Origin of the sequence: Marivibrio sp. (assembly GCF_040218065.1) — a bacterium.
GTDB lineage: Bacteria > Pseudomonadota > Alphaproteobacteria > UBA8366 > Aestuariispiraceae > Marivibrio.
The window spans coordinates 100,635-126,842 of the sequence record NZ_JAVJQE010000001.1 but is presented as its reverse complement, the minus strand read 5'-3'; the positions used below and the strand labels follow the sequence as shown (position 1 = coordinate 126,842).

Here is a 26,208-nt window from a genome sequence, read left to right as displayed (position 1 = left end):
GGCGATGCCCGTCACCTCAGGGGCCGACGGCTTCACCATGAAGCCGAAGCGCGGGCGGCTCCGTCTGGGCCTGGGCCTGGCGCTGGTGGTGCTGGTCCTGGATCAGGCGACCAAGCTTTACGTCGTCTATTCGGTCATGGACCCGCCGCGGCGCATCCCCGTCACCGATTGGTTCGAATGGGTGATGGTCTGGAATCGCGGCGTCAGTTTCGGCTTTCTGGGCGACGGAACCTTCGGACCTTATGCGTTGGCGGGCCTTGCGGTGGTGATCGCGGGCGTGCTGGTCGCCTGGCTGCGCACGGCCGAAACCGGCCTCCTGGGGATCGGCCTGGGCTGCGTGATCGGCGGGGCCGTCGGCAACGCCATCGACCGCGTCCATTGGGGCGCCGTCGCCGACTTCGTCTCGATCTCCGTCCCCTTCATTCCGCTTAGGCTGTTCAATCCGTGGCCCGCCTTCAATGTGGCGGACGCGGCGATCACCGTCGGCGTGCTGCTGGTTCTGCTCGACGGCTTGCCGCCTGCACGCAAAGCGCTTAAATAAATTGACGTATCTAAGGGGCCCCGTCGCGCGCCCCGACTTAGGAGGGTCGATATGACCGCTCGCATCGTCCGCAGCCTGACCGTCGCCGCGCTCGCCGCGGGACTGCTCGGCGCGTGCGCGGCCGATACAGGCGAGATTCTCGGCCTCGACAAACGGACGCCGGACGAGTTCGCGGTGGTCCAACGCGCGCCGCTGACCCTGCCGCCCAATTTCGGCCTGCGTCCGCCCGACCCTGACGGCCAAAGCAATCAAGATCTTCAGCCCCGCGCCACGGCGCAGGAGGCCCTGTTCGGCCGCGACGCCTCGCGCCGGTTGGAGCAGCAGAAGGAAGCGTTGCGCGACCAGGGCGCCACCCAGGGCGAAATCGCCTTGCTGGAGCGCACCGGCGCGCTGGAAGCCGACTCCTCGATCCGCCGCGTGGTGGAGGAGGAGAGCGCGTCGCTGGCGCAAGAGCAGGAAAGCTTCATCGACGATCTGGTCTTCTGGCGCGAAAAGGAACAGCCCGGCGACATCGTCGACGCCGACGGCGAACAGCGCCGCCTGCAGGAGAACGCAGCGCTCGGCCGCGACCCGACCGAAGGTCAGACGCCGCTGATCCGCCGCGACAGCGAGCGTCCGACCTTCGAGTGGCCGTTCTGAGCGTCGTCCCCCGACAGCCCCGTTCGCTTGGGGCTGGATAGCGCCGGCCCGCCTTCCTATCTCTGTCAGGTCTCTTTGGATGGGCGGCCCGCGCAAACGGTACCGCACCCCTCGACCTTTCGGGAGGACCGATGTCCATTACGCAATCGCGCCCGGCCTTGGCCCTGAGCGTCCTCGCCTTGTTCATCGGCGCGCTTTTCTCCGCCGCCGCCTCGGCGCAGGTCTTCGACGCGAAATCGCTCACTCTCGACAACGGTCTGCAGGTGGTGGTGGTCGAGAATGACCGGGCCCCCGTCGTCACCCAGTTACTGATGTACAAGGCCGGCGCGATGGACGAGGCGCCGGGGAAGACCGGTGCGGCCCACGTGCTGGAGCACATGATGTTCAAGGGCACCCGCGAGGTGGCGCCCGGCGAGTTTTCGGCCTTGGTCGCGAAGAACGGCGGGCGCGACAACGCCTTCACCGGGCACGACTACACCGGCTATTTCCAGTCGGTCGCGGCCGATCGCTTGGAGTTGGTCATGCGGCTTGAGGCCGACCGGATGCGCAACCTCGTCCTTGATCAGGCGCAGTTCGAGACCGAGCGCCAAGTCGTCGTCGAGGAGCGCAACCAGCGCATCGAGACCGAACCGGGCGCCATCCTGCGCGAACAGATGGCCCCGGCCCTCTACATGAACCATCCTTACAGCCGCCCGATCATCGGCTGGCGCCATGAGCTGGAAGCGCTGGAATTGCAGGATCTGTCGGCCTTCTACAACACCTTCTACGCGCCCAATAACGCGGTGTTGGTGATCTCCGGCGACGTCGAGTTCGCGCAGGTCCGCGAGCTGGCGATGAAATATTACGGCCCGATCGCGCCCTCCGAAATCGCGCCGCGTCCCGCCTGGGCCGAGCCCCCGCATCTGACCGAGCGGACGATCGTGCTTGAGGACGAGCGCGTCCGCGAGCCGAGTTGGACCCTGCGCCGGATCGCGCCGAGCTACGGAAACGACGGGCCGAGCGAGGAGGTCTACGCCCTGCAGGTGCTAATGGACATCGTCGGCGGCGGCCCGACGTCGCGGCTCTACCGCGCGCTCGTCATCGAGCAGGGGATCGCGGTCTCCGCCGGCGGCTGGTATTCGGAGAGCAACCGCGGGCCGGGCTCGATCGGCGTCTGGGCCCAGCCCGCCGAGGGCGTCTCCGTCGACGAGGTCGAAGCCGCCGCCCGCGCGGTGCTGGAGGAGGTCGCGGCCGAGGGCGTCGCCGAAGACGAGGTGCGCCGCGCCGTCCGACGCCTGCAGGATTCCGCCGCCACCGCCCGCGACAGTCTGATGGGTCCGGCGCAGGTGATCGCGCGCGGCCTGACCATCGGCCTGAGCCTGGAAGAGATCGAAGCCTGGCCCGAGCGCATCGGCGCCGTCACGCCCGCGGCCGTCGACGCCGCCGCGTCCGCGCACCTTGGCCCCGGGCCCGCAGTCACCACCCGTCTGCTGCCGCAGGGCGGCGAGGGGGCCGCCGCGGCCCGGTCGGCGCCCGCCGACGCGCCGCCCAGCCAACCCGTCGATACGGTCGAGGAGCCGTCGTGATGACGCACCGCCCCGCCTTTCTCCGCACGGCCCTGATCGCCGTTCTTGCGGCGCTGGCCGTTTCGGCCTTCGCGTCCGCCGCCCAGGCGGTTGAAGTCGAACGGGTGGAAAGCCCGGGCGGCGTCGTCGCCTGGCTGGTGCGCGACGACACCGTGCCGGTCACGGCGATCGAATTCACCTTCGCCGAAGCCGGCGCGGTGATGGACCCGGCCGACAAGCCCGGCGTCGCCAACATGGTGAGCGCGACGATAGACGAGGGCGCCGGCGATCTCGACAGTCAGGCTTTCCAGGGCAAGCTCAACGATTTGTCGATCCGCCTCAGCTTCTCGGCCGGGCGCACCGATTTCTCCGGCAGTTTTTACACGCTCAATCGCTATCGCGAGGAGGCCGTGGACCTCCTCCGCCTCTCGCTGAGCGAGCCGCGCTTCGACGAAGAGCCGGTCGAGCGAATCCGCCGACAGATCCTCTCCGGCTTGCGCCAGCGGCAATCGGACCAGGGCGCGCTGGCGTCGGAGGCGTTGCGCAAGACGTTGTTCGCCGAGCATCCGTACGGCCGGCCTGTCGACGGGACGCTGGAGAGCGTGCCGGCGATCACGGTCCAGGATCTGGAGACCTTGCGTCGCGAGGCGTTGACCCGCGACCGGCTGCATATCGGCGTCGTCGGCGACATCACGCCCGACGAGCTGGGGCCGATCCTGGACGAGGCGTTCGGCCATCTGCCCGCGAGCGGCCGCCGGCCGTCGGTCGAGACGGTCGAGATCGACGGTCCCGGCGGCGTCGTCGTGGTCGATCATCCGGCCCCGCAGTCGACCGTGATGGTGGCGCAGCAAGGCCTGCCGATCGACGACCCGGATTATTACGCCGGCATGGTGCTGAACCACATCCTGGGCGGCGGATCGTTCGAATCCGTGCTTATGCAGGAGGTTCGGGTGAAGCGCGGTCTGGCCTATTCCGTCTACAGCTTTCTGCAGCCGATGGAGCATGCGGCCCTGTTGCGCGCCGGGCTCGCCACGCAGAACGAAAGCGTCGCGCAGTCGATCGATCTGGTGCGCGAGGTCTTCGCGGACTTCAAGCGCAACGGCGTCAGCGAAAGTCAGGTGGAGGACGCCAAGACCTATATCACCGGCTCCTACCCGCTGCGCTTCACGAACACCTCCTCGATCGCCGATCAGCTGGTCGCGATGCAACGGTACGACTTCGGTATCGATTACATCGACCGGCGCAACGATCTGGTCGAGGACGTGACGTTCGAGCAGGTGAACGACTTGGCGTCCGATCTGCTGACGCCCGAGCGTCTTTACACGATCGTCGTCGGCCAGCCGGTCGGCGTGAAGGCCACGCTGCCGACCCCCGACGGCGTCGGAGGCTGAGCGGTCCGCGCTAGAGCTGGCCGCGCGCCGCGGCGACTCGGCCCAGGATGTTGAGCGCGCGCGTGTTGGCCCCGATCGCGCGCAGGTCCGGTTTCGCCATACTGTCCGTCAGGCGCAACTGCCACTCTGCGATGACGTCGCGCGGCGCGTCCGCGTCGGCGTAGCGATAGCCGCCGCCGTCCGGCCCGCGCATCAGCAGCGCGTAGTCGGCCGCGCCGATCGCTCCGCCTTCCCGCATCTCGGCCGCCATGTCCTGCAGTTCGGTCAACGTCATCTTGTGCGGGTCGTATTTCGACGCCGCCAGGACGAAGCCGGCCTCGCGACTGATGTCGATCACGTCCTCGGCCCGCTCCAACGGCGGCGGATCGGGCAAGCGCTCGCCCAGCGCGCCCGGCCCCTGTCCGGGGATCGAGCGCACCGCCGGGCCGGTGCGCGCCAGCGAGGACTGATCCGCCCCGCCGTCCCCGGCGAGCGCGGGTTTGCGCTGAAAGGCTGAAAAGATTTCCGACAGTTTCATCGCACAGCGCCTCCTGCCAGGTCGCCATGCAAGCGATGCGCCAACTACCAGCCCTGACCTCATCGTCGGATCATGTCGGATATCTCACATCGGACTGGATAATTTTTTAATTTACACACATACAACGTTGAATAATAATATCACACACTGTAGCGCGATAATTTGGCCGGCTCATCGTCCGCCGACCGGGAAGAGGAGCGAGACATCATGGACGTCCTGCCGGCTTTCTGGCGGCTTTCCGGACGCACCGTCCTGCTGATCGGCGCGGGCGAGGCGGCGGCGCGCAAGCTGCGCTTTCTGCAGCGTGCAGGCGCCGGCGTTCGCCTGTTTCCGATGGGCGAGACGCCGCATCCGGACGTCGCGGCGGCTTTGGCGGCGGGTGCGGCGGACGGGACGGTTCGCCGCTGCGATCGCCCGGTCTGCGCCGCCGACGCGCGCGACGCGGCGCTTGCCATCGTGGCGGTCGAGGACGAGATCGACGCCCGCGCCGCAGTTGCGGTCCTGCGCGCCGCGCGCACCCCGGTCAACGCCGTCGACCGACCGCAGCTGTGCGATTTCCTCTTCCCCGCGATCGTCGATCGCAGCCCGATCGTGATTGGAATCTCGTCCGGCGGCGCGGCGCCGGTTCTGGCGCGCCGGGTGCGCGCCCAGATCGAAAGCCTCCTGCCGGCCGGCCTCGGGCGGCTCGCCGCCTTCGCCGATCGCTTCCGGGAGGCGGTCAAGGCGATGGTTCCGACGGGATCCGGCCGCAAGCGCTTCTGGGAGGATTTCTTCGACGGCGCCGCCGCCGCCGCAGTGCTTAACGGGGACGAGGCGCGCGGCCGGGAGGCGACGCTTAAACTGCTGAACGCCCGGGCGGCGGCCGCGCCGCCGACCGGTCGGGTCTTCCTTGTGGGGGCCGGCCCGGGCGATCCGGATCTGCTGACCTTGAAGGCGCTTCAGGCGATGCAGCGCGCCGACGTGGTGCTGTACGACGCGCTGATCGGTCCGCAGATCCTGGACTACGTCCGCCGCGACGCCGAACGCGTTCCGGTCGGTAAACGCAAGGGCGCCCACAGCCTGGGCCAGGAAGCGATCAATGCGCTGATCGTCGCGCACGCCCGTGCGGGCCGCACCGTGGTGCGCCTGAAGGGGGGCGATCCGTTCCTGTTCGGCCGGGGCGGCGAGGAGCAGGAGGCCTGCCGCGCCGCCGGTCTGGACGTCGAAGTCGTCCCCGGCGTGACCGCGGCCCTGGGCGCGGGCGCGGCCTTCGGGCTGCCGCTGACGCATCGCGACGACGCGCAGACCCTGTCGATCGTCACCGGCGCCGCCCAGGGCGGCGCGCCGGCGTTGGACTGGCCGGCGCTGGCCCGGCCGGGCCAGACCGTCGTCGTCTATATGGGTGTCGGGGCCGCCGAGCGGATCGCCGAGGCCTTGATCGCCCACGGCGCGCCGACCGACCGGCCCGCCGCCGTGATCGAGAACGCGACGCTGCCGACTCAGCGGGTCCTGACCGGCGCGCTGGCGGACCTTGGGCGTCTGGTCGAGGAGGCCCAGGTGAGCGGGCCGGCCCTGCTGGTGATCGGGGAGGTGGTGCGCCGCGCCGATCCGGCGGCGTTGACGCAACGCGCAGCCGCCGCGCCCGCGCCCGCGGCCGCGCGCGCGATGGCCGGCTGACCCATCGGAGAGACGACCCATGAGCGAAAGAATCCTGACAGCCCACCGCCTGCATGACGGCGTCGCGATCTTCCTCGGCCCCGGGAACAGGTGGGTCGAGGCGGTCGGCGGCGCCCGCGTCGAGAGGGAGGAGACCGGCTGGGCGGCGCTTGATGAGGCCGGGCGCGCCGGCGTCGACGCCGCTCTGGTGGTCGAGCCCTATCTGATCGACGTCGTGCGCGACGCCGACGGTCGGCCGCGCCCGCTGCGTTATCGTGAACGGTTGCGCGCCCAAGGCCCCTCCACCCACCCGCATCTCGGCAAACAGGCGGACGCGCCCGCCCCCGCCCCAACCGAAAGGGCCGCGTGAGACCATGTATCGCTACGACCAATTCGACGCCGCCTTCGTCGCCGAGCGCACGGCGCAGTTCCGCGATCAGGTCGCGCGGCGCCTCTCCGGCGCGTTGACCGAGGAGGCGTTCAAACCGCTGCGTCTAATGAACGGGCTCTATCTGCAGCTGCACGCCTACATGCTGCGGGTCGCCATTCCTTACGGCGCATTGTCGTCGCGCCAGCTGCGCCGCCTCGCCCATATCGCGCGGACCTACGACAAGGGCTACGGCCACATCACCACGCGCCAGAACATCCAGTTCAACTGGGTGCGGCTTGAGGACGCCCCCGCGATCCTGGAGGAGCTGGCCGAGGTCGAGATGCACGCTATCCAGACCAGCGGAAACTGTATCCGCAACGTCACCGCCGACCCCTACGCCGGTGCGATCGAGGGGGAGGTGGAGGACCCGCGCGTCTGGGCCGAGATCATCCGCCAATGGTCCTCGCTGCACCCCGAGTTCAGCTTCCTGCCGCGCAAGTTCAAGATCGCGGTCACCGGGACGACCCCGGACCGCGCGGCCGTGAAGCTGCATGACGTCGGCTTGGCGCTGAAACGTGACGCGAACGGCGCCGTCGGCTTCGAGGTCCTGGTCGGCGGCGGCCAGGGGCGCACGCCGATGATCGCCAAGACGCTGCGCCCCTTCCTGCCGAAAGAACGGCTGTTGAGCTATCTCGAGGCGATCCTGCGGGTCTACAACCGGCTCGGCCGGCGCGACAACAAGTACAAGGCGCGCATCAAGATCCTGGTCCATGACCTCGGCGCGGACGCGCTCTCCGAGATGGTGGAGGCGGAATGGGCGGCGCTTTCTCACGAGACCAGCGTCGACCTGCCGGCGGCGGAGTACGCGCGGATCGCCGCCTATTTCACCCCGCCCGATCTGCCCGCGCGGCCGGCCGAAGACGCGGAGTTCCTGGCTGCACAGGCGGCCGACCGCACCTTTCGCCACTGGGTGCGCAGCAACGTGAAGCCGCACCGCACGCCCGGCTACGCGCTGGTCGACGTCTCGCTGAAGCCGACGGGCGGGATTCCCGGCGACATCGACGCGGACCAGATGGAGGCGCTGGCCGACATCGCCGATCGCTTCAGCCTGGGCGAGATCCGCACGACCCATCGGCAGAATGTCGCGCTGGCGCATGTGGCGTCGGCCGATTTGCCGGCGCTGCACGCCGCGCTGAACGCCGCAGGACTGGCGACCGGAAACGCCGGGTTGGCGGGCGACATCATCGCCTGTCCGGGGCTCGATTTCTGCACCTTGGCGAATGCACGCTCGATCCCGATCTCGCAGCGCATCTCGACCCGCTTCGCGAGCCTGGACCGACAATTCGACGTCGGGCCGCTGGAGATCAAGATCTCCGGCTGCATCAACGCCTGCGGCCATCATCATGCGGGCCATATCGGCATCCTCGGCGTCGACCGGAAAGGCGAGGAGGCCTACCAGCTCACCCTTGGCGGCCGGGCGGACGAACAGGCGGCGATCGGGAAGATCATCGGCCCCGCCTTCGATGCGGACGGAATCGTCGATGCGGTCGAGACCGTCGTCGCGACCTATCTCGACCTGCGCCTCGGCCCGGACGAGCGCTTCCTCGACGCGCTCAATCGCCTCGGCCCGGAGCCCTTCAAGGACCGTCTCTATCCCGACCGCCGACAGGCGGCCTAAGCCCGAAGGAGACTCTCCGTCATGCCGCTCATCAAGAACGGGCGCGCCGCCTCAGATCCGTGGGTGTTCTACGCCGACGACGCGCCGTTGCAGCCCGACATCCCTGCGGTTGTCTCGCTGCCGCGTTTCCGGGCGGAGCGGGCCGGGCTGGTCCCAGCCGGACTCGATCTCGGCGTGCGCGTCGCCCCGCAGGAGGGGCCGGAGGCGTTGGCCGACGACCTGCACCGTCTGGGTCTGGTCGAGCTCGATTTCCCCGCCTTCACCGACGGGCGCGGCTATTCCACCGCGCGCCTTCTGCGCCAGCGCTACGGCTACACCGGCGAGATCCGCGCGGTCGGCCAAGTGCTGCGCGACCAGGCGCTGTTCATGCTGCGCGCCGGAATCAACGCCTTCCAGATCCCCGCCGGCGAAACCGCGGACGACTGGCTCGCTGCGATCGCCGCGGTGCGCAGCGCCTACCAGCCGGCCAGCGACGGCCGTGCGCCGATCTGGTACTTGCGCGCAAAGCGCGCCGCCGCAGCGCAGTGAGGGCGGCGAGGCCCCGGATCGCTCCGTCCGCCGCTGGGGACGAGCTCCGCGTCGTCAGAACCGGCGGGCGCTCCGCGCGCTCAACAGCCCGTCAGCACCGGCTCCGCGCCGATCGTCGTGCGATCGCCCGCCGCGCGCACGATGTAGTCGGCGACGTCGGCGCGGGTGATCAGGCCGTTGCGCCACGCGTCCGGGGACAGCCGTACGCGATAGCGGCCGGTCCGCGGCCCGGGAGCCAGGACGCCTGGCCGGACCAGGGTCCAGTCGAGACGGCTCGCCTTCACGATCTCCTCCTGCCGGTCCTTGTCGCGATAGGCGCGGCCCAGCAGCAGCTCGAACGGCGGGCGCTGCAGCGGGTGAATCGCCCGGCGGCTGACGCCCGCGCCGAAACCGGTCAGGCAGACGAGGCGCGAGACCCTTGGGCTCTCCCCCTCCCCTTCCATGGCCGCGACCAGGGCGCGGGTCGCCTGGCTGAACAGCGTGATCGGCCCGGTAATCATCCGCCGGTCGGCCGGGACGCCCAACGTCAAGGCGACCGCGTCGACGCCGTCCAGGGCTGCTGCGAGATCCGCCTCCTCGCGGGCGTCGCCGGGCGCCAGGGTCAGTTTGGGATCGCGCAACGACATCGAGCCGGCGGAGCGCGCGAAGGCCTTTACGCGCCAGCCGGTCTCCAGCGCGCGGCGCACGGTCTCTAAGCCGACGCCCTTGCTGGCGCCGACGACGAGCAGGGTTTTTGGCTTATCGGTCATACTCTTGGTACGACGCCGGGTCGGGGATTGGATCGGCGGCTTTCCCGGACGGCGGCGCGCTCTATACTACGGTGAGGTTTTCGCCCTGGGAGACGCGCCGTCCATGACCCTGTCCCGCCGCACGCTTCTAAAAGGCCTGGGCGCCGGCGCGCTGATCGGCGTCGCCGGCTGCAAGGCCCGGATCGACGCCCGCACCGATCCCCTCATTCTCAACGCCGCGTCCGCGGAGGCGCCGCTGTTGGGCGAGATCGAGGCCGGCACGCCCGTTTGGGCCTACAACGGTTCGGTCCCCGGCCCGACGCTTCGCGCGCCGCGCGGCGGCCAGATCGCCGCTCGGCTTGAGAACGGGTTGGAGCAGCCGACCAGCATCCATTGGCACGGCGTCCGCCTCGCCAACGCGATGGACGGCGTCGTCGGCATGACGCAGGACGCGGTCGAGCCGGGGGCGGGCTTCGATTACCGCTTCATGTGCCCGGACGCCGGCACCTACTGGTATCACAGCCACAATCGCAGCTGGGAACAGGTGGCCCGCGGCCTCTACGGCGTGTTGATCGTGGAGGATGAAGAGCCCGCCCCCGTCGATCGCGAAATCACGTTGACGCTCGACGATTGGCGGCTCGACGCCGGCGGCGCGATCCACGAAAGCTTCGGGGCGCTGCACGACTGGGCGCATGGCGGGCGCATGGGCGACTGGATCACGGTCAACGGCGGACCGCCGGGCGACATCGCGCTGCGCGCCGGGGAGCGCGTGCGCCTGCGCGTGCTGAACGTCGCCACCGCGCGCATCTTCGCCATCGCCGTGGAGGGCCACGCCGCACAGGTCGCCTCGATCGACGGCTTCGCGGTCGCGCCCTTCGCGCCCGAGGAGTCGGTGCTGATCGGCCCGGGTCAGCGGGTCGATTTCGTGCTCGACGCGACCGGCGAGCCGGGCGCGCGCTACGGCCTGATGGACGACGCCTATGACGATGCGCAGCCGATCTCCTTCTTCGCCTATTCGGACGAGCCGCCCCTGCGCGATCAGTTCGACGACGGCGTCCCGCGGTTGGGGGAACGGCGCGCGCCGGGGACGCTCGACCTCTCCGAGCCGCTCGCCGGCGACCTGGTGATGGAAGGCGGCGCCATGGGCGGCATGGCTCAGGCCATGCTGGGCGGAGAAATGAAGGGGATGCGCGAGCTGGCGCGGGCCGGGCGCGTTTGGGCGCTGAACGGCGTCGCGGGCGATCTGGACAAACCGTTGCTGTCGGCCAAACGCGGGCGCACCGTGGTCGTCAACATGGTGAACGACAGCGCCTGGCCGCATGTGATGCATCTGCACGGCCATCACTTCACGGTGCTGACGATCGACGGCGCGCCGGCCCATGGCGCGGGCGAGATCTGGCGCGACGGCCACCTGATGATGCCGCGCTCCCGCGCGACGATCGCTTTTCAGGCGACCAATCCCGGCAAATGGTATTTCCACTGCCACATGCTGGGCCATCAGGCCGGCGGCATGCGCACCTGGATCGAGGTGGCGTGAGGGAGCGCTTTACTCGGCCGCGGCGGGGGTGAGCCAGGGCTTGTTCGCCTGGCGCCCCTGCTCGTAGGCGGCGATCTTGTCGCCCTTCTGCAGCGTGAGGCCGATGTCGTCGAGGCCGTTCATCAGGCAGTGCTTGCGGAAACCGTCGATCTCGAAGGGGATTTCCTCGCCGTCCGGATCGACCACCGCCTGACGCTCCAGATCGACCGACCATTGGGCGTTGTGGCCGCGGTCGCACTTGGCCATCAGGCGCCGCACGGTCTCTTCCGGCAACTGCAGCGGCAGGATGCCGTTCTTGAAGCAGTTGTTGTAGAAGATGTCCGCGAAGCTGGGCGCGATCACGCAGCGGATTCCGAAGTCGAGTAGCGCCCAGGGCGCGTGCTCGCGCGAGGAGCCGCAGCCGAAATTCTCACCCGCGATCAGGATCGAGGCGTGGCGGTACGGCTCCTGATTGAGCACGAAGTCCGGCTTCTCGGTTCCGTCCTCGTTATGGCGCATCTCGTCGAACAGCGCTTTGCCCAGGCCCGTGCGCTGAATCGTCTTTAGATACTGCTTGGGGATGATCATGTCGGTGTCGACATTCATCAGATCCAAGGGCGCGGCGATACCGGTCAGCTGCTTGAAAGGCTGCATGGCGTCTCTCCCCTAACCGCGGCTCACCAGGACCGGCGGCGCTTCAACAGCGCGGCGATGTAGGCCGGGTGCAGATCCTCGTCGACCGCGTTCTCGTTGGCGGGGATCAGGACGCGCCAGCCGCGCTTGAGGCGCTCGGCGCCGAAAAGACGCTCGAGGAAGCCGTCGCTCTGAAAATCGTCGAAGGTCGCGTCGCTCATGTCAGATACTCCCGAACGTCGGCCAGGCGGCCCTTGATCGCCGCGGCGGCGGCCATGGCGGGGCTGACCAGATGGGTTCGCCCGCCGCGGCCCTGCCGGCCTTCGAAATTGCGGTTGGAGGTCGACGCGCAGCGCTCGCCCGGCGCCAGCTTGTCGGCGTTCATGGCCAGGCACATGGAGCAGCCCGGCTCGCGCCAGTCGAAGCCCGCTTCCTTCAGGATCCGGTCCAGGCCCTCGCGCTCCGCCTGCTCCTTCACCAGGCCGGAGCCCGGCACGATCATGGCGTAGAGACCGTCGGCCACCTTGCGGCCCTTCGCAATTTCGGCGACGGCGCGCATATCTTCGATCCGCCCGTTGGTGCAGGAGCCGATGAAGACCTTGTCGAGCGCGATCTCCTGCATCGGCGTGCCCGGCTTCAGGTCCATATATTCCAGAGAGCGCCGCGCGGCCGCCCGCTTGCCTTCGCTGGGGAAGCTTTCCGGATCCGGCACGGCGCCGTCTATCGGGGCGACGTCCTCGGGGCTGGTGCCCCACGTGGCCTGCGGGGGAATGGCCGCGACCTCCAGCGTCACTTCCTTGTCGTAGGTCGCGCCCGCGTCGGAGGGCAGCGTGCGCCAATAGGCGACCGCCTGCTCCCACTGGCCGCCCTTGGGCGCCATCGGCCGGCCTTTCAGATAGTCGAACGTCGTCTCGTCGGGCGCGATCAGGCCGGCGCGCGCGCCGCCTTCGATGGTCATGTTGCAGACCGTCATGCGGCCCTCCATCGACAGCGCCTTGATCGCCGGGCCGGCGAACTCGATCACGTGCCCCGTGCCGCCCGCGGTGCCGATCTTGCCGATGATGGCGAGCACCAGATCCTTGGCCGTCACGCCGAGCGGCAGGTCGCCGTCAACGGTGACGCGCATGTTCTTGGCCGGGCTCTGCACCAGGGTCTGGGTCGCCAACACATGCTCGACCTCTGAGGTGCCGATGCCGAAGGCCAGCGCCCCGAACGCGCCGTGGGTGGCGGTGTGGCTGTCGCCGCACACGATCGTGGTCCCCGGCAGGGTGAAGCCCTGCTCCGGCCCGATGATGTGGACGATGCCCTGGCGCAGGTCGTCCATCGCGTAATAGGGCACGCCGAAGTCGGCGCAGTTCTGCGCCAGCGTGTCGACCTGCAGCCGGCTTTCCGGGTCGGCGATGCCTTTCGACCGGTCGCTCGTCGGCACGTTGTGGTCGGCCACGGCCAGCGTCTGGTCCGGCCGACGAACCGTGCGGCCCGCGTTGCGCAGCCCCTCGAAGGCCTGCGGACTCGTCACCTCATGGACGAGGTGGCGGTCGATATAGATCAGGCAGGAGCCGTCCTCCTGACGGTCCACCAGGTGGCTCTCCCAGATCTTGTCGAACAGGGTCTTCGGCGCGCTCATAGCCGGCGGTCACTCCCAATATACGCGACTGCAGGGGGCGGTACGAAACCGGACCCGTCGGCGTGCGGCTTCACGAAAGGCGCACGCCGACGGCGTCGGTATAAGAGGTCTCGAACCGGACGGGAAGAGCTTTCGATCAGCTCTTCTCGCCCTCCTCGGCGGCCGGGCTTTCGGTCGCTTCGACCGGCGTCTCGGGAACCGGGGCCGCGACCTCCTCGGCCGGCATTTCGGCCGCCGAGGCGAAGCCGTGGCCGGTCTTGCGCTCGACGATGCGCGCCGACTTGCCGGTGCGCCCGCGCAGGAAGTAGAGCTTCGAGCGACGGACTTTGCCGCGGCGCACGACCTCAATCGAATCGATGCGCGGGCTGTAAAGCGGGAAAACGCGCTCGACGCCCTCGCCGTAGCTGATCTTGCGCACGCGGAACGAGCTGTTCACGCCCGCGTTCTTGCGCCCGATGCACACGCCTTCGAAGGCCTGGATACGCTCGCGGCCGCCTTCGACGACCTTCACGTTGACCCGGACGGTGTCGCCCGCCTGAAAGTCGGGAACGCCTTTGTCGGTCTGCTTCGCGACCTCCTCGGCGTTCAACTGCTCGATGATGTTCATGACCTCTTTCCTTTCCTCAAACGCATTCTTGCTCGGGATCGCCCGCCGATCGATCAGCGGGCCGCACCCTCATTCCTCGCCATATTGACCTCGTCCCGCGCAGCGGCGTAGCGCGACCACAGATCGGGCCGCCGCGTGCGGGTCGCCTCTTCCGCCTGCGCGCGACGCCATGCGTCGATGCGGGCGTGGTGGCCGGACAGCAGCGGCTCGGGCACGTCGCGCCCCTCCCACTCCGCCGGCCGGGTGTAGTGCGGATACTCCAGCAGTCCGTTCTCGAAGCTCTCCTCCGCCAACGACTGCGCTGCGCCCATCACGCCCGGCAGCAGCCGCACGCACGCGTCCAGCATGACGAGCGCCGCAGGCTCTCCGCCGGAGAGCACGAAGTCGCCCAGGCTGACCTCCACAGGGCGGCGCTTGTCCAGCACCCGCTGATCGACCCCTTCATAGCGCCCGCACAGAAAGCGCACGCCGGGACCGGCCGCCCACTCCGCCGCCAACGCCTGATCGAACGGCCGGCCGCGCGGGGTCAGATAGACCAGCGGCCCGGGCGCGTCCGCGCTCGCCGCGACGGCGGCGTCGACCACGTCCGGGCGCATCACCATGCCGGCGCCGCCGCCGAACGGCGTATCGTCAACGCTCTGATGCCTGTCCGTCGCATGCGCGCGGATGTCGCGCGCCTCGACCGCCCACAGACCGCGCTCCAGCGCCTTGCCGGCGATGGAGTGGGCGAGCGGACCCGGAAACATGTCCGGGAACAGCGTCAGCACGGTGGCGGTCCAGGGACGCGCAGTCATGACGGCGTCTCCCCGTCCGCCGTCTCGGGCGCTTCCGGATCGCCGACTTCCGCCGGCGGGTCGGCGATCAGCTTGCCGGCGGCCAGATCGACCGTCGGCACCGCCGCTTTGGTGAAGGGCAACCAGCGCACGTCGCCGTCGGGCGTGGCGAGCTCCAGCACGTCGCCCGCGCCGAAGTCGTGGATCGCCCGGACGACGCCTAAGGTCGCGCCCGACGGATCCTCGACCGGCAGGCCCAACAGGTCGGCGTGGTAGAAGTCGTCCTCCTCCTCAGGCGCGGGCAGGGACGCCCGCTCGATATAGAGGTCGACGCCTCGCCAAGCCTCCGCCGCCGTGCGGTCGGCGACGCCCTCAATCCGGGCCAGCATCTGGCCCTTGGTCTCGCCGACGATCTGAAGGCGCACGGGCGCGCCCGACCGATCGGTCGGGAGACCGTAGGCCGTCAGGTCGCCCGGATCCTCGGTGAAGCTCTTCACCCGCACGAGTCCGCGCACGCCGTGCGCCGCGCCGATCGTTCCGATCAGCAGGCGCTCGGCGCGTCGTCCCTCTCGCGAGGCGGGCTTATCCGAAGATCCGTCGCCCAAGATCGCCAGTCCGTCCAACATGGATCCGCCTAAAGACGAGAGCCGAGAGCTCAACTCTCGGTCTTCTCCTCGGACGCCTCCTCAGCGGGCGCCTCTTCAGCGGGCGCCTCTTCAGCCGGGGCTTCGGCCTCGGCCTTCGCAGCCTCCTCGGCGGCCTTGCGGGCCTCTTCCTGCTCACGCAGGCGTTCCTGCGCCTTCGCCTTCGGCTTGTCCTTCTTGGTCTGCTCATGGATCACGGGCTTATCCAAGACGCCGGCCTCGGCCAGGAAGCGATGGACACGCGGGCTCGGCTGCGCGCCAACCGACAGCCAGTGCTTCGCGCGCTCGACGTCGATCTTCACGCGCTCGTCGTTGTCGGGGGCGACCATCGGGTTGTGGAAGCCGATCTTCTCGATGTAGCGGCCGTCCCGCGGCATGCGGCTGTCGGCCACCACGATGCGGTAGAACGGACGCTTCTTCGCGCCGCCGCGGGCCATCCGGATCTTCAAGCTCATATCATGCTCCAGCTTGTCGTGAACGTGTCAAACGGGTGAAAACCTGATCGGCCGCGCGCCTCAGCGCGGGCCGCCGAAACCGGGGGGCAGGCCGCCCGGCGGCATGCCGCCGCCGCCCATGCCGCCCCCGCCGAAGCCGCCGCCGCCCATCCCGGGCGGCATGCCGGGGAAGTTCGGCATCTTGCCTTTCTTCCCCATCTTCTGGACCTGCTTCATCATCTTGGCCATCTGCATGTGCTGCTTGAGCACTTTGTTCACCTCCTGAACGGAGGTGCCCGAGCCGGCCGCGATGCGCTTCTTGCGCGAGGCGTGCAACAGCTTGGGATTGGCCCGCTCCTTCGGCGTCATCGATTGGATGATCGCCTCCTGGCGCTTCAGCATCCCCTCGTCGATGTTGGCGGCGGCCATCTGCTTCTTCATCTTGCCGACGCCGGGCAGAAGGCCCATTAGCCCCTCCATGCCCCCCATCTTGCGCATCTGCTCGAGCTGCTTGCGCATGTCCTCCAGGTCGAACTCGCCCTTCTGCATCTTGCGGGCGAGGCGCTCAGCCTCTTCCTGCTCGATCGTCTCGGAGGCTTTCTCGACCAGCGAGACGATGTCGCCCATGCCGAGGATCCGGTTGGCGAGGCTTTCGGCGCGGAAGGGCTCCAGCGCCTCCGACTTCTCCCCCGTCCCAAGAAACTTGATCGGGCAGCCGGTGATCTGGCGCATGCTGAGCGCCGCGCCGCCGCGCGCGTCGCCGTCGACCCGGGTCAACAGAATGCCCGTCAGACCGATCCGATCGGTGAAGCTCTTGGCGACGTTGACGGCGTCCTGCCCGGTCATCGCGTCGGCGACCAGCATGATCTCGCTGGGGCCGGCGGCGGCCTTGACGGCCGCGACCTCGTCCATCAGCGCCTCATCGACATGCAGGCGTCCGGCGGTGTCGAGAATGACCACGTCATAGCCCGACAGGCGACCCGCCTGCATCGCGCGTTTGGCGATGTCGACCGGCCCCTGGCCTTTGACGATCGGCAGGGTGGCGACGTCGATCTGTTCGCCCAAGACCTTGAGCTGCTCCTGCGCGGCGGGTCGCGCCACGTCGAGCGAGGCCATCAGGACCTTCTTGCGCTCTTTTTCCTTGAGCCGACGTGCGAGCTTGGCGCTGCTGGTGGTCTTGCCGGAACCCTGCAGGCCCACCATCATCAGCGCCTGCGGGGGCTCGCCGTAGAGACGGAGCTTCGCGTCTTCCTCGTCCGCGCCCAGCATCTCGACCAGCTGGTCGTGCACGATCTTGACGACCTGCTGACCGGGGGTGACGGATTTCAGGACCTTTTCGCCGACGGCTTCGGCCTTCACCTTCGAGATGAAGTCCTTGACCACGGGCAACGCGACGTCGGCCTCCAGCAGGGCCACGCGCACATCGCGCATGGCGGCGTCGACGTCGCTCTCCTTGAGCGCGCCGCGCGCGGTCAGCCCTTCAAGGACCGACCCCAACCGTTCCGACAGACTTTCGAACATGCGCGGATCCCGCCGTCTCGTCTCGTCCAAATCGCGTCGTCTCAGGCCGGGCTGCGCGCCCGTGGAACCGCCAAACGCCGAACGCGCCAGTGCGCGAACCTCGCGGACTGGCGGAGCCCCGTAGGGCCGAAGGCTTTTCGGTTGCCTGATTTGCGCCTGCTTTTAGTCGCCGCGTCCGGCCGCGTCAAGGCGGAACCGCCGCATGCCCCAGCGGTCGGCGGCGGTCGCATATTTGCTACCAAAAGTTACTAAACAGGGGTCGTAGCCTTAAGAGTTGCTATTTTGCATACCCCGCGGCACACTCGCGCTTAACGAGCAGCAGGAGAAGTCTTTGAACAAATACGCGCAGTCCGGCGTTCGGCAGTCGACCGTCGTCGACAAGTTCGTCGGCGCGCGCATTCGGGCGCGGCGCAAGCAATTGGGCATGACCCAGGCGCAGCTCGGCGCGGCCGTCGATCTCAGCTTCAAGCAGATCCGCAAGTACGAACACGGCGAGAACCGAGTCAGCGCCAGCAAGCTGCTCCACCTGGCGAGCGTTCTGGGCGTGGCGGTCGACTATTTCTTCGACGGCCTGGACGGACGGGAGGACGCCTTGGAGGCGCCGCATTTGGAAGGCGAAGCGCTCGCCAAGGAGTTTCAGGCGATCGCCACCGCCAGCCGGCGGCGCGCCTTCCTGCGGCTCGTGCGGTCGATCGCGGAGAGCCCGGCGCTGCAGGAAAGCTGGCGACGGAACGGCTGATCGCGCACAGAGGTTTGCGTCATCCCCCCTTGCGCCCATATAACCCGGGAACTCCGGCGGGTGGACGCGAAGGGAAGAACGGCGCCATGGTCGCCTTCATCAAGATGCACGGGCTGGGCAACGACTTCGTCGTGCTGGACGCGCGCGGGCGCGATCTGGCGCTGACGCAGGCCGGCGTGCGCGCGCTCGGCGACCGGCGGCGCGGCGTGGGCTTCGACCAGTTGCTGGTGCTTGAGCCGGCGCAGGACGCCGACGCCGACCTTTTCATGCGCATCTACAACCCCGACGGCTCCGAATCCGGGGCCTGCGGCAACGGCACGCGCTGCGTCGCGGCGCTGGCGATGGACGAGAGCGGGCGCGACCGGGTGACGATCGAGACGCGGCGCGGCCTGCTGCGGGCGGAAGCCGCCGCGGACGGGCGGGTCACGGTCGACATGGGCGAAGCGCTGCTGGACGCCGCCGACGTGCCTCTGGCCGAGGCGGTCGACACGCTGCACCTCGCGGGCGTCGCGGCGGGGCCGCTCGCCGATCCGGTCGCGGTCGGCATGGGCAATCCGCACTGCGTCTTCTTCGTCGACGACGCCGAGGCGATCGACCTGGAGACCCACGGCCCCGCCGTCGAACGCCATCCGCTGTTTCCCGAGCGCACGAATGTCGAGGTCGCGAGCCAGATCGGCCCCAACCGCCTTCGTCTGCGCGTCTGGGAGCGCGGCGTCGGAATCACCGAAGCCTGCGGATCGGGCGCCTGCGCAACCGGCGTGGCGGCGGCGCGGCGCGGGCTGACCGGCCGGACGGTGGCGCTTGAGCTCGACGGCGGACGGCTCGACGTCGTCTGGCGCGAAAGCGACGGCCACGTGCTGATGACCGGCCCGGTCGCCACCAGCTTCGTCGGCGAGGCGCCGTTATGACCGACGCCCCGACCCGCACCCGCGCAGCGCCGCGCGCGGCCGAGCCCCAGGTCGTCACCTTCGGCTGCCGCCTCAACGCCTACGAGTCCGAGGTGATCCGCGAGAACCTCGCAAGCGCGGGACGCGAGGGCGTCATCGTGATCAACACCTGCGCCGTGACCGCCGAGGCCGAGCGCCAGGCCCGCCAGGCCATCCGACGGCTGCGCCGCGACAATCCGAAGGCGGAGATCGTGGTCACCGGCTGCGCCGCCCAGATCGACCCGGCCAAATACGCCGCGATGCCGGAAGTCGCCCAGGTCCTGGGCAACCGCGAGAAGCTGGAGCCCGGCGCCTTCGCCGACCCGACCGTCGGCGCGGAGCCGGTGCGCGTCGCCGACATCATGGCCGTAGAAGAGACGGCAGGACACCTGATCGGCGGCTTCGAGGGGCGCGCGCGCGCTTTCGTCCAGGTGCAGAACGGCTGCGACCACCGCTGCACCTTCTGCATCATCCCTTACGGCCGCGGGAACAGCCGCTCGGTCCCGGCCGGCGCGGTGGTGGATCAGGTCCGCGCGCTGGTCGCCAACGGCTATCGGGAAGTCGTGCTGACCGGCGTCGACATCACCAGCTGGGGCGGCGACCTGCCGGGCCGTCCGCCGCTGGGCGATCTGGTGCGCCGCATTTTGAAGCTGGTCCCCGATTTGCCGCGGCTGCGCATCTCTTCGATCGACTGCATCGAGATGGACGAGCCGCTGTTCCGCGCCATCGCGGACGAGCCGCGCCTGATGCCGCATTTCCATCTGTCGCTGCAGGCCGGCGACGACATGATCCTGAAGCGCATGAAGCGCCGCCACGGCCGCCAGGACGCCCTCGACCTGATCGCGCGCATCCGAAGCCTGCGGCCCGAGGCGGTCTTCGGCGCCGACCTGATCGCCGGCTTCCCGACCGAGACGGACGAGATGTTCGAGAACACGGCCCGCATCGTCGAGGAGGCGGACCTGACCTGGCTGCACGTCTTCCCCTATTCGGAGCGCCCGGGGACCCCGGCGGCGCGCATCCCGAACAAGATCCCGAAGCCTGTGCGCAAGGAGCGCGCGGCGCGCCTGCGCGCGCTGGGCGCCGCGCGGGCGGACGCCTATCTCGACAGTCTGGTCGGGACGGAGGCCGAGGTGCTGGTCGAGCAAAACGGCCTCGGCCGCACGGAAGGCTTCGCCCCCGTCCAGCTCGATCCGTCGATCCCGGACGGGACCCTGCTGCGCGCCCGGATCGTGCGGCGCGAGGGGGAGCGGTTGGCGGGGACGGCCCTTTAACGCCCTCACCTTTTCGAGGATGAGGCGCGGCGCCGGCCTCCCGCCTTTCCATCCGCGCCCATCCCCGCTAAGCAAAGCGCAGACGATTGACGGGAGAGGACTTCATGGCGCTCGGCTGGTTTCAGCGGCTGAAACAGGGATTGGCGAAGACCTCGTCCAAGCTGACGGACGGGGTGCAGGGGGTCTTCACCGGCAAGCGGCGGCTCGACGACGACGCGCTGGAGGAGTTGGAAGAGGTGCTGATCGCCAGCGACCTCGGCCCCGCCACCGCCGCCAAGCTGACGGCCGAACTCGCCCGGACCCGCTTCGACAAGGAAGTCGACGCGCAGGAGGTGCGCCGCGCGCTCGCCGGTTCGGTCGCCGAAATCCTGGCGCCGGTTGCGGCGCCGCTGCAAGCCGGCGCCGATCCGGCCAAAAAGCCGCATGTCGTGCTGGTGGTCGGGGTGAACGGGTCGGGGAAGACGACGACGATCGGCAAGCTGGCCCACCAGCTGCGCGAGCAGGGCAAGTCGGTGATGCTGTGCGCCGGCGACACCTTCCGCGCTGCCGCCATCGAGCAACTGCAGATATGGGGCGAGCGCACCGGGGCCAAGGTGATCGCCCGCGCGACCGGGGCGGACGCCGCCGGTCTGGCCTTCGACGCTTACAAGCAGGCGCAGGAGGAAGGCGTCGACGTGTTGCTGATCGACACGGCCGGGCGCCTGCACAACAAGAAAGACTTGATGGAGGAGCTCTCCAAGATTCTGCGCGTGCTGCGAAAGCTGGACGAGGCGACGCCGCACGACGTGGTGATGGTGCTCGACGCCACCGTCGGCCAGAACGCGCTGCAGCAGGTGCAGACCTTCCGGGAGCTGGTCTCGGTCAGCGGGTTGGTGGTGACCAAGCTGGACGGCACGGCGAAGGCGGGGGTGCTGGTGGCGCTCGCGGAGAAGATCGGCCTGCCGGTCCACGCGATCGGCGTCGGCGAGACGGCGGAAGACCTGCGCCCCTTCAAGGCGGAGGATTTCGCGAACAGCCTGATGGGCGTGGCGGACTAGACGGGCCGTCGCCACGGAAGACGCGGGCTTCGAACAGGCCAGGGGGCGAGGATGGCGACGATCCCGATCATAGACCCGGCGACGGGCGCGCGTTGGTACCGCATGGAGCGCCTGGCGAGCGGCGTGCGCCTGATCTGGGAGCATCATGTCAGCCCCGACGTCCACTGCAACATCTGGCTGGTCGAGGGGCGGGATCGCAATCTGCTGTTCGATTCCGGCATGGGTCTTCGCCCGATGAAAGCCGAACTCGCCGTGCTGTGCGAGAAGCCTGTCGTGTGCGTCAGCAGCCATTCTCACTTCGACCATATGGGCGGCGCCGGCGAATTCGACGAACATGTGGGCCACGCCGCCGAGGCGGAGGTTTTCGCGGCGCCGAACCAGGCGAACACCTTGGCGAAGGATTTCATCGCCGCGCATCATTTCTCGTCGCTGCCCTACGAAGGGTTCACCTGCGCGCGCTACCAGATCGCCCCCGCCCCGTTGACGCGCACCGTGGACGAGGGCGACGTCGTCGATTTGGGCGACCGGCGTCTGGAGGTGCTGCATCTGCCGGGGCATTCGCCGGGGTCGATCGGCCTTTGGGAGGCCGAGAGCGGGCTGCTCTTCACCGGGGATTGCGTTTATGACGGGGAATTGCTCGACGATCTGCACCACTCGGATCGCGCCGAGTTTCACGACAGCATGGCGCGCCTTAGCCGCTGGCCGGCGGACGCCGTTCACGCGGGCCACTATGACAGCTTCGGCCGCGCGCGCCTGCGAACCCTGGCCGAAGACTATATGGCCGGCAGACGCAGACCCGGTTGCCCCGCCGAGCGGTCGTAGAGGCGCGCCGGCGCAGAGCGACGCCGCGGACGCGCGTGCGCCGCCCGCTTCACGTCAGGACGCCTTCGCCGGCGCGCGGCCGCCCTGCTTCTGGCCTGCGAACTTCTTCTTCGCCTGCGACAGGCTGGTCATCAGCTGCTTGCCGGTCTCGCCGCCGTCGCCCTTGATCTTCTGTTTGGTGACGACGCGCAGGAGGTCGATATGCGCCTTCACAAGCTCGATCAGGGCGGGCGTGACCTCGACCTCGTCATGGGTCTGCTCGTACAGCGACTTGCCGAACTGCGTCATCAGCGGGTAACCGAAAATGCCGCCCTGGCCGCGCAGTTCGTGCGCGATGCGGTGCACTTCGGAGAGCGGAACGGCGGCGTTGTCCATGTCCTCCAGACAGCGATTGTGCGCCTGGGTCAACTCCTCGAGCGTCTTGGCGACCCAGTCGGCGTAGTCGCCTTCCATTTCCTGGATCTTCGCCTCCGCGGCCTCCAGCACGGCGGGATCGAAGGCCGCCGTCTCCGGCCCTGTCTCGCCGGTCGCCAACTTATTGCGCAAATTGCGCGGCAGGCGGAAGTACCAGACCTTCTTGTCGGAGTTCTTGAGGGCGGAGGCCTCTTTGGTGGAGTGCACCACCTCGATCTCCGCCTCGGTGGTGCCGCGACGCTCGGTCTTCACCTCTTTGGCGCGCCGCCGCCGATCGGGGCCGAAATAGTTCGGCGCGAAGACGTATTGGCGCGGATTCTCGACCATCGCGGTCAGGCGGCTGGCCAGCATCACGGCCGAGAACGGCTTGGCCAGAAACTCGTCGATGCCGTTGTCCCGCGCCTCGGTGATGACGTCGATGTCCGCCGCGGCGGAGACCATCAGGAAGGGCAGGAAACGGTCCGGCGAATGCTCGCTGCGCCGCAGCCAGCGCAGCACCATTCCGCCGTCCAGCGTCGGCATAAAATAATCGCAGATCACCAGATCGATGCCGGTATGGCCGACCAGCTGCCCGGCCTTGGTCTTCTGCACCGGTTTGAGGATGCGGATCGCCTGCTCGCCGTCCTCGGCGACCGTGATCCGCTCCACGCCCAAGGCCCGCAGCGTGGTGGTGAAGATGCTGCGCATAAAGGCGCTGTCCTCGACCAGCAGCACCGACATTCGCGAGAAATCCAAGCGCGCCATAGGAACCTGTCCCTCCTGCACGGACGAAGGGGCCGCGGCGTGACGTCGCCGGCTCGGTGCTCCCGTCGTCGTAGCGGCAAGGTAACGGAGTAAAGGTTAACGAAGGGTTGTCGCGGAATGCGTTCCGCGATCGGCCGGGCGCGCCGATCCCGTCAGGTAAGAATGTTCAGGTAGAAGCCGCGGCTTGGGACCTGGGCGCGCGGGCCGTTCGGCCCGTCGAAGGCGAGCAGCGTCTTGAGCCGCGTCATCGCCCCCTGCACGTCGAACGGATCGCGACCGGGGGCGCGCGCCCCGCCCGCCTGCGCCTCGGCGCGCGGCGCGGTTCCGGGATCCGGGCGCCGAGCGACCGCAGGCGGCCAGGAGTCCGGTCCGCGGGGCCCGGCGGGGAAGACGTTTGGATCGCTCATACCCAGGAAAATACCCGCTTCGCGCCATGCGGGCAATCGGCGGTTTCGCCCGGGCGGTCGGCTGGTCTATAAGCGGGTCGCGAGCAGCCAGCGAGAGGAGCGGCGATGACGGACGAGGACAGCGCGCGAAAGGCGCCGCCGAAATGGATCGGGCCGGCGACGGAATACGGGCCGCTGGTTCTGTTTCTGGTCGCCTATCTGCTCGACGATCTGATGACCGCGACCAAGGTGGTGGTGGCGGCGACGCTGGTCGCCGTTGCGCTGTCGGTCGTCCTGACCCGCAAGCTGCCCTGGATGCCGATCGTCACCGCCGCGATCGTGGCGGTCTTCGGCGGGCTGACGATCCTCCTCGACGACGAAATCTTCATCAAGATGAAGCCGACCATCGTGCAGGCGCTGTTCGCAGCCGTGCTGCTGGGCGCGCTGGCTTTCGGCCGGCTGCCGCTGAAGAAGGTGATGGGCGGCGGCCTTGTGCTGCCCGATCACGCCTGGCGGACGCTCACCGTGCGCTTCGGCGTTTTCTTCATCGCGATGGCGGCGCTAAACGAACTGGTGTGGCGCACCCAGTCGACCGACCTGTGGGTGACCTTCAAGGTCGGCGGCATCCTGGGCCTCACCTTCCTGTTCGTGATGGCGCAGATCCCCTTCATCAGCCGCCATACCGAGGATGCGGAGGCCGACGGCTCGGGACGCGACGCTCAGTAATCGCCGGTCGCGCCCTCCGGATTTCCGAACGGAGGGAAGATCCCCTGATCGGCCACGCGCCGCCAATGCTCCAGCGCCCAATGAACCGAGGGGAACGCAAGATCGTCCCACGGTATCTCGTCCCAGCCGACCAGCATGACCTCGAGCGTCTCGTCGCCGGCCGCGACGCTTTGCGGATTCTCCAGCCGCGCCCGGTAGATCAACTGCACCTGGCTGATCCGCGGGATGTTGTAGACGGCGAGCAACCCGTCCAGCGCGAGATCGGCGCACGCCTCTTCGGACGCCTCGCGCCGGGCGCCGTGCTCAACGCTTTCGTGGTTTTCCAGATAGCCTGCGGGAATGGTCCAGTAGCCCTTGCGCGGATTGATCGCGCGGCGGCACAACAGCAGGCGGTCCTCGAAGGAGGCCACCGCGCCGACCACGATCTTCGGATTCTGATAGTTGATGAAGCCGCAGTCCGGGCAGACAAGCCGCTCGCGGTTGTCGCCGTCGGGGACATGGCGCAACCAGTCGCCGCCGCCCATGTTGTCGCGGGCTTCACGCGCCGGCGCGCGGGTCGGGTCGCTCGGATCTTTCTCGCTCATGGGGAAAGAGGATGGCGCGCCCCCTTGCACCCGACAAGGCGCCCCGTGCATTAATGCGCGGCGCATCGAACGCAAAACAGGATCAGGAGGACGGGCGAGCATGGCCAAAGCGGCGACCAGAGGACGCGGGATCGACGCCCTTCTCGCCGACGCGGAGGAGCGCTACCGCCAGGGCGATCTCGAGCAGTCGGCCAAGGCCTATGACGCGGTCCTGGCGCGCGATTCCGACCATATCGACGCGTTGGAGTGGCGCGGCGAAATCGCCGTTCAGTTGGACGATTACGAAACCGCGGCCGACATGTTGGGCCGCGCGCGGACCCTGCGCGGCGACGATGCGTTCGCGGAATACACCAATCTGGGCCTCGCCTATTACGAGCTGGGCCGGGCGCGCGAGGCGGTTGACGCGCTGGTCCGCGCGGTCCGACGCGACGGCGGCGACCTCGTCTCCCACTCCAATCTGGGCAAGGCGCTCTACGAATACCACCACAAGGTCGACGCCGAAGACGCGCGGCGTGTCGCCGATGATTGGCTGAAGCGCTTTCCCGACAATCCGGACGCGCGCCACATCGGCGCAGCCGTCTCCGGTCGGGTGAAGCCCGAAATAGCCAACGCCGACTACGTCGCTGACGTCTTCGACGACTACGCCCCCAATTTCGACGAGAAGATCGCCGAGCTGTCCTACCAAGCGCCGGAGATCCTGGCCCGCCTGATCGCCGAGCGACTGCCTAAGCCCGATCAGAGTCTGAGCGTGCTGGACGCCGGCTGCGGCACCGGGCTGGCCGGCAAACATCTGCGTCCCTACGCCGCGCGGCTCGACGGGGTCGACCTCTCGCAGAAGATGATCGCCAAGGCGGAAGAGAAGGGCTTTTACGACATGCTGGCGCGCGCCGAGCTGATCTCGTTCCTGGACGAGGAGCGCGACGGCGCCTATGACCTGATCGCGGCCGCCGACGTGCTGTGCTATTTCGGCGCGCTCGACGGCGCCTTCGTCGCCTTCGCCCACGCCCTCAAATCCGGCGGATCTCTGGTCTTCACAGTCGAAAAGGAAGTCGAGAGCGACGACGAGTACCGTCTCGATCCGAGCGGACGGTACAAGCACGCAAAGGCCTACGTCGAAGCGGCGCTGGCGCGGGCGGGCCTTCGGCTCGAACGGCTGGAAAGCGACGTGCTGCGCTACGAGTACGGCGAGCCGGTGCGCGGCCTGGCCGTTTTGGCGGCGAAGGACTGAATGCG

Annotated in this window: 29 protein-coding genes; 16 read left to right on the top strand and 13 right to left on the bottom strand. The window is 68.8% G+C overall.

Annotated elements, in window-relative coordinates:
* Window positions 1-4 precede the first annotated feature (4 nt).
* From lspA to RIB45_RS00600, 4 genes are all read left to right on the top strand, one after another.
* Window positions 5-541: a signal peptidase II gene (gene lspA / locus RIB45_RS00615; protein ID WP_350047680.1), complete on the top strand. Its 537-nt coding sequence runs from the start codon at window positions 5-7 to the stop codon at window positions 539-541.
* Between the two features lie 51 nt (window positions 542-592).
* A complete protein-coding gene (locus tag RIB45_RS00610; protein WP_350047679.1) occupies window positions 593-1,180 on the top strand; it encodes a DUF3035 domain-containing protein in 588 nt (195 codons plus the stop codon).
* 131 nt (window positions 1,181-1,311) lie between these two features.
* Entirely contained in the window at window positions 1,312-2,745 is a 1,434-nt protein-coding gene (locus RIB45_RS00605) for a M16 family metallopeptidase (protein WP_350047678.1), read from the top strand.
* Window positions 2,745-4,115 carry a M16 family metallopeptidase gene (locus RIB45_RS00600; protein WP_350047676.1) on the top strand — a complete coding sequence of 457 codons (1,371 nt, stop codon included), beginning with the start codon at window positions 2,745-2,747 and terminating at the stop codon, window positions 4,113-4,115. The genes RIB45_RS00605 and RIB45_RS00600 overlap by 1 nt, the downstream gene beginning before the upstream one ends.
* A 10-nt stretch (window positions 4,116-4,125) precedes the next feature.
* Here RIB45_RS00600 and RIB45_RS00595 read toward each other — a convergent pair whose 3' ends face one another.
* Complete coding sequence (locus RIB45_RS00595; protein WP_350047674.1) at window positions 4,126-4,632, bottom strand: hypothetical protein; 507 nt, start codon at window positions 4,630-4,632, stop codon at window positions 4,126-4,128.
* Between the two features lie 207 nt (window positions 4,633-4,839).
* Here RIB45_RS00595 and cysG point away from each other — a divergent pair, with 207 nt between their 5' ends.
* Genes cysG through RIB45_RS00575 form a run of 4 tightly spaced genes read left to right on the top strand, consistent with a single transcriptional unit; the run spans window position 4,840 to window position 8,843 of the window.
* Window positions 4,840-6,288: a siroheme synthase CysG gene (cysG, locus tag RIB45_RS00590; protein ID WP_350047672.1), complete on the top strand. Its 1,449-nt coding sequence runs from the start codon at window positions 4,840-4,842 to the stop codon at window positions 6,286-6,288.
* Window positions 6,289-6,307: 19 nt separating this feature from the next.
* Window positions 6,308-6,637, top strand: coding sequence for a DUF2849 domain-containing protein (locus tag RIB45_RS00585; RefSeq protein WP_350047670.1), 330 nt, complete (start codon window positions 6,308-6,310; stop codon window positions 6,635-6,637).
* Window positions 6,638-6,641: 4 nt separating this feature from the next.
* Window positions 6,642-8,315 carry a nitrite/sulfite reductase gene (locus tag RIB45_RS00580; RefSeq protein ID WP_350047668.1) on the top strand — a complete coding sequence of 558 codons (1,674 nt, stop codon included), beginning with the start codon at window positions 6,642-6,644 and terminating at the stop codon, window positions 8,313-8,315.
* Between the two features lie 21 nt (window positions 8,316-8,336).
* A complete protein-coding gene (locus tag RIB45_RS00575; RefSeq protein ID WP_350047666.1) occupies window positions 8,337-8,843 on the top strand; it encodes a DUF934 domain-containing protein in 507 nt (168 codons plus the stop codon).
* An 80-nt stretch (window positions 8,844-8,923) separates the two neighbouring features.
* Here RIB45_RS00575 and RIB45_RS00570 read toward each other — a convergent pair whose 3' ends face one another.
* A complete protein-coding gene (locus RIB45_RS00570) occupies window positions 8,924-9,592 on the bottom strand; it encodes an NAD(P)-dependent oxidoreductase (RefSeq protein WP_350047664.1) in 669 nt (222 codons plus the stop codon).
* A 103-nt stretch (window positions 9,593-9,695) separates the two neighbouring features.
* On the opposite strand from RIB45_RS00570, the gene RIB45_RS00565 reads away from it, so the two are divergent.
* Entirely contained in the window at window positions 9,696-11,108 is a 1,413-nt protein-coding gene (locus tag RIB45_RS00565) for a multicopper oxidase family protein (RefSeq protein ID WP_350047662.1), read from the top strand.
* 9 nt (window positions 11,109-11,117) lie between these two features.
* On the opposite strand, the gene leuD is transcribed toward RIB45_RS00565, so the two are convergent.
* The 8 genes from leuD to ffh all read right to left on the bottom strand — a co-directional run bounded on the left by leuD (window position 11,118) and on the right by ffh (window position 17,326).
* Window positions 11,118-11,741: a 3-isopropylmalate dehydratase small subunit gene (leuD, locus tag RIB45_RS00560; protein ID WP_350047660.1), complete on the bottom strand. Its 624-nt coding sequence runs from the start codon at window positions 11,739-11,741 to the stop codon at window positions 11,118-11,120.
* A 23-nt stretch (window positions 11,742-11,764) separates the two neighbouring features.
* Complete coding sequence (locus tag RIB45_RS00555) at window positions 11,765-11,941, bottom strand: hypothetical protein (RefSeq protein WP_350047658.1); 177 nt, start codon at window positions 11,939-11,941, stop codon at window positions 11,765-11,767.
* Window positions 11,938-13,347 carry a 3-isopropylmalate dehydratase large subunit gene (gene leuC / locus RIB45_RS00550; protein WP_350047656.1) on the bottom strand — a complete coding sequence of 470 codons (1,410 nt, stop codon included), beginning with the start codon at window positions 13,345-13,347 and terminating at the stop codon, window positions 11,938-11,940. Before leuC ends, RIB45_RS00555 begins: the two co-directional genes overlap by 4 nt.
* Window positions 13,348-13,483: 136 nt before the next feature.
* The gene (rplS, locus tag RIB45_RS00545; protein ID WP_350047654.1) at window positions 13,484-13,954 is read right to left on the bottom strand and encodes a 50S ribosomal protein L19; all 471 of its coding nucleotides are present in this window, start codon (window positions 13,952-13,954) and stop codon (window positions 13,484-13,486) included.
* A gap of 53 nt (window positions 13,955-14,007) precedes the next feature.
* Entirely contained in the window at window positions 14,008-14,748 is a 741-nt protein-coding gene (trmD, locus tag RIB45_RS00540) for a tRNA (guanosine(37)-N1)-methyltransferase TrmD (protein ID WP_350047652.1), read from the bottom strand.
* Window positions 14,745-15,353: a ribosome maturation factor RimM gene (gene rimM / locus RIB45_RS00535; RefSeq protein ID WP_350047650.1), complete on the bottom strand. Its 609-nt coding sequence runs from the start codon at window positions 15,351-15,353 to the stop codon at window positions 14,745-14,747. Before rimM ends, trmD begins: the two co-directional genes overlap by 4 nt.
* 29 nt (window positions 15,354-15,382) lie before the next feature.
* Complete coding sequence (rpsP, locus tag RIB45_RS00530) at window positions 15,383-15,826, bottom strand: 30S ribosomal protein S16 (protein ID WP_350047648.1); 444 nt, start codon at window positions 15,824-15,826, stop codon at window positions 15,383-15,385.
* Window positions 15,827-15,886: 60 nt separating this feature from the next.
* Entirely contained in the window at window positions 15,887-17,326 is a 1,440-nt protein-coding gene (ffh, locus tag RIB45_RS00525; RefSeq protein WP_350047646.1) for a signal recognition particle protein, read from the bottom strand.
* 331 nt (window positions 17,327-17,657) lie between these two features.
* Between ffh and RIB45_RS00520 the strand changes: the two genes are divergently transcribed.
* The 5 genes from RIB45_RS00520 to RIB45_RS00500 all read left to right on the top strand — a co-directional run bounded on the left by RIB45_RS00520 (window position 17,658) and on the right by RIB45_RS00500 (window position 22,121).
* Window positions 17,658-18,065, top strand: coding sequence for a helix-turn-helix domain-containing protein (locus RIB45_RS00520; protein WP_350047644.1), 408 nt, complete (start codon window positions 17,658-17,660; stop codon window positions 18,063-18,065).
* Between the two features lie 86 nt (window positions 18,066-18,151).
* On the top strand, window positions 18,152-18,973 hold the full coding sequence (gene dapF / locus RIB45_RS00515; protein WP_350047642.1) for a diaminopimelate epimerase: 822 nt from the start codon (window positions 18,152-18,154) through the stop codon (window positions 18,971-18,973).
* Window positions 18,970-20,262: a tRNA (N(6)-L-threonylcarbamoyladenosine(37)-C(2))-methylthiotransferase MtaB gene (gene mtaB, locus RIB45_RS00510; RefSeq protein ID WP_350047640.1), complete on the top strand. Its 1,293-nt coding sequence runs from the start codon at window positions 18,970-18,972 to the stop codon at window positions 20,260-20,262. The genes dapF and mtaB overlap by 4 nt, the downstream gene beginning before the upstream one ends.
* Before the next feature lie 104 nt (window positions 20,263-20,366).
* Window positions 20,367-21,299, top strand: coding sequence for a signal recognition particle-docking protein FtsY (gene ftsY / locus RIB45_RS00505; protein ID WP_350047780.1), 933 nt, complete (start codon window positions 20,367-20,369; stop codon window positions 21,297-21,299).
* 51 nt (window positions 21,300-21,350) lie between these two features.
* Window positions 21,351-22,121, top strand: coding sequence for an MBL fold metallo-hydrolase (locus RIB45_RS00500; protein WP_350047638.1), 771 nt, complete (start codon window positions 21,351-21,353; stop codon window positions 22,119-22,121).
* A 54-nt stretch (window positions 22,122-22,175) separates the two neighbouring features.
* On the opposite strand, the gene RIB45_RS00495 is transcribed toward RIB45_RS00500, so the two are convergent.
* Both RIB45_RS00495 and RIB45_RS00490 read right to left on the bottom strand, forming a co-directional pair.
* Entirely contained in the window at window positions 22,176-23,279 is a 1,104-nt protein-coding gene (locus RIB45_RS00495) for an Hpt domain-containing response regulator (RefSeq protein ID WP_350047636.1), read from the bottom strand.
* 152 nt (window positions 23,280-23,431) lie between these two features.
* Window positions 23,432-23,686 (bottom strand): hypothetical protein, encoded by a 255-nt coding sequence (locus RIB45_RS00490; protein ID WP_350047634.1) that lies wholly within the window; start codon window positions 23,684-23,686, stop codon window positions 23,432-23,434.
* Window positions 23,687-23,791: 105 nt separating this feature from the next.
* Between RIB45_RS00490 and RIB45_RS00485 the strand changes: the two genes are divergently transcribed.
* Window positions 23,792-24,391 carry a septation protein A gene (locus RIB45_RS00485; protein ID WP_350047632.1) on the top strand — a complete coding sequence of 200 codons (600 nt, stop codon included), beginning with the start codon at window positions 23,792-23,794 and terminating at the stop codon, window positions 24,389-24,391.
* Here the strand turns inward: RIB45_RS00485 and RIB45_RS00480 are convergent.
* The gene (locus tag RIB45_RS00480; protein ID WP_502882544.1) at window positions 24,385-24,975 is read right to left on the bottom strand and encodes an NUDIX hydrolase; all 591 of its coding nucleotides are present in this window, start codon (window positions 24,973-24,975) and stop codon (window positions 24,385-24,387) included. The genes RIB45_RS00485 and RIB45_RS00480 overlap by 7 nt on opposite strands.
* Before the next feature lie 100 nt (window positions 24,976-25,075).
* On the opposite strand from RIB45_RS00480, the gene RIB45_RS00475 reads away from it, so the two are divergent.
* Window positions 25,076-26,203: a methyltransferase domain-containing protein gene (locus tag RIB45_RS00475; protein ID WP_350047630.1), complete on the top strand. Its 1,128-nt coding sequence runs from the start codon at window positions 25,076-25,078 to the stop codon at window positions 26,201-26,203.
* Window positions 26,204-26,208 lie beyond the last annotated feature (5 nt).

Bases quoted from the DNA above. Each gene is read 5' to 3' on its own strand.
- lspA (WP_350047680.1), top strand. From the start codon at position 5: ATGCCCGTCACCTCAGGGGCCGACGGCTTCACCATGAAGCCGAAGCGC.
- RIB45_RS00610 (WP_350047679.1), top strand. From the start codon at position 593: ATGACCGCTCGCATCGTCCGCAGCCTGACCGTCGCCGCGCTCGCCGCG.
- RIB45_RS00605 (WP_350047678.1), top strand. From the start codon at position 1,312: ATGTCCATTACGCAATCGCGCCCGGCCTTGGCCCTGAGCGTCCTCGCC.
- RIB45_RS00600 (WP_350047676.1), top strand. From the start codon at position 2,745: ATGACGCACCGCCCCGCCTTTCTCCGCACGGCCCTGATCGCCGTTCTT.
- RIB45_RS00595 (WP_350047674.1), bottom strand. From the start codon at position 4,632: ATGAAACTGTCGGAAATCTTTTCAGCCTTTCAGCGCAAACCCGCGCTC.
- cysG (WP_350047672.1), top strand. From the start codon at position 4,840: ATGGACGTCCTGCCGGCTTTCTGGCGGCTTTCCGGACGCACCGTCCTG.
- RIB45_RS00585 (WP_350047670.1), top strand. From the start codon at position 6,308: ATGAGCGAAAGAATCCTGACAGCCCACCGCCTGCATGACGGCGTCGCG.
- RIB45_RS00580 (WP_350047668.1), top strand. From the start codon at position 6,642: ATGTATCGCTACGACCAATTCGACGCCGCCTTCGTCGCCGAGCGCACG.
- RIB45_RS00575 (WP_350047666.1), top strand. From the start codon at position 8,337: ATGCCGCTCATCAAGAACGGGCGCGCCGCCTCAGATCCGTGGGTGTTC.
- RIB45_RS00570 (WP_350047664.1), bottom strand. From the start codon at position 9,592: ATGACCGATAAGCCAAAAACCCTGCTCGTCGTCGGCGCCAGCAAGGGC.
- RIB45_RS00565 (WP_350047662.1), top strand. From the start codon at position 9,696: ATGACCCTGTCCCGCCGCACGCTTCTAAAAGGCCTGGGCGCCGGCGCG.
- leuD (WP_350047660.1), bottom strand. From the start codon at position 11,741: ATGCAGCCTTTCAAGCAGCTGACCGGTATCGCCGCGCCCTTGGATCTG.
- RIB45_RS00555 (WP_350047658.1), bottom strand. From the start codon at position 11,941: ATGAGCGACGCGACCTTCGACGATTTTCAGAGCGACGGCTTCCTCGAG.
- leuC (WP_350047656.1), bottom strand. From the start codon at position 13,347: ATGAGCGCGCCGAAGACCCTGTTCGACAAGATCTGGGAGAGCCACCTG.
- rplS (WP_350047654.1), bottom strand. From the start codon at position 13,954: ATGAACATCATCGAGCAGTTGAACGCCGAGGAGGTCGCGAAGCAGACC.
- trmD (WP_350047652.1), bottom strand. From the start codon at position 14,748: ATGACTGCGCGTCCCTGGACCGCCACCGTGCTGACGCTGTTCCCGGAC.
- rimM (WP_350047650.1), bottom strand. From the start codon at position 15,353: ATGTTGGACGGACTGGCGATCTTGGGCGACGGATCTTCGGATAAGCCC.
- rpsP (WP_350047648.1), bottom strand. From the start codon at position 15,826: ATGAGCTTGAAGATCCGGATGGCCCGCGGCGGCGCGAAGAAGCGTCCG.
- ffh (WP_350047646.1), bottom strand. From the start codon at position 17,326: ATGTTCGAAAGTCTGTCGGAACGGTTGGGGTCGGTCCTTGAAGGGCTG.
- dapF (WP_350047642.1), top strand. From the start codon at position 18,152: ATGGTCGCCTTCATCAAGATGCACGGGCTGGGCAACGACTTCGTCGTG.
- mtaB (WP_350047640.1), top strand. From the start codon at position 18,970: ATGACCGACGCCCCGACCCGCACCCGCGCAGCGCCGCGCGCGGCCGAG.
- ftsY (WP_350047780.1), top strand. From the start codon at position 20,367: ATGGCGCTCGGCTGGTTTCAGCGGCTGAAACAGGGATTGGCGAAGACC.
- RIB45_RS00500 (WP_350047638.1), top strand. From the start codon at position 21,351: ATGGCGACGATCCCGATCATAGACCCGGCGACGGGCGCGCGTTGGTAC.
- RIB45_RS00495 (WP_350047636.1), bottom strand. From the start codon at position 23,279: ATGGCGCGCTTGGATTTCTCGCGAATGTCGGTGCTGCTGGTCGAGGAC.
- RIB45_RS00490 (WP_350047634.1), bottom strand. From the start codon at position 23,686: ATGAGCGATCCAAACGTCTTCCCCGCCGGGCCCCGCGGACCGGACTCC.
- RIB45_RS00485 (WP_350047632.1), top strand. From the start codon at position 23,792: ATGACGGACGAGGACAGCGCGCGAAAGGCGCCGCCGAAATGGATCGGG.
- RIB45_RS00480 (WP_502882544.1), bottom strand. From the start codon at position 24,975: ATGAGCGAGAAAGATCCGAGCGACCCGACCCGCGCGCCGGCGCGTGAA.
- RIB45_RS00475 (WP_350047630.1), top strand. From the start codon at position 25,076: ATGGCCAAAGCGGCGACCAGAGGACGCGGGATCGACGCCCTTCTCGCC.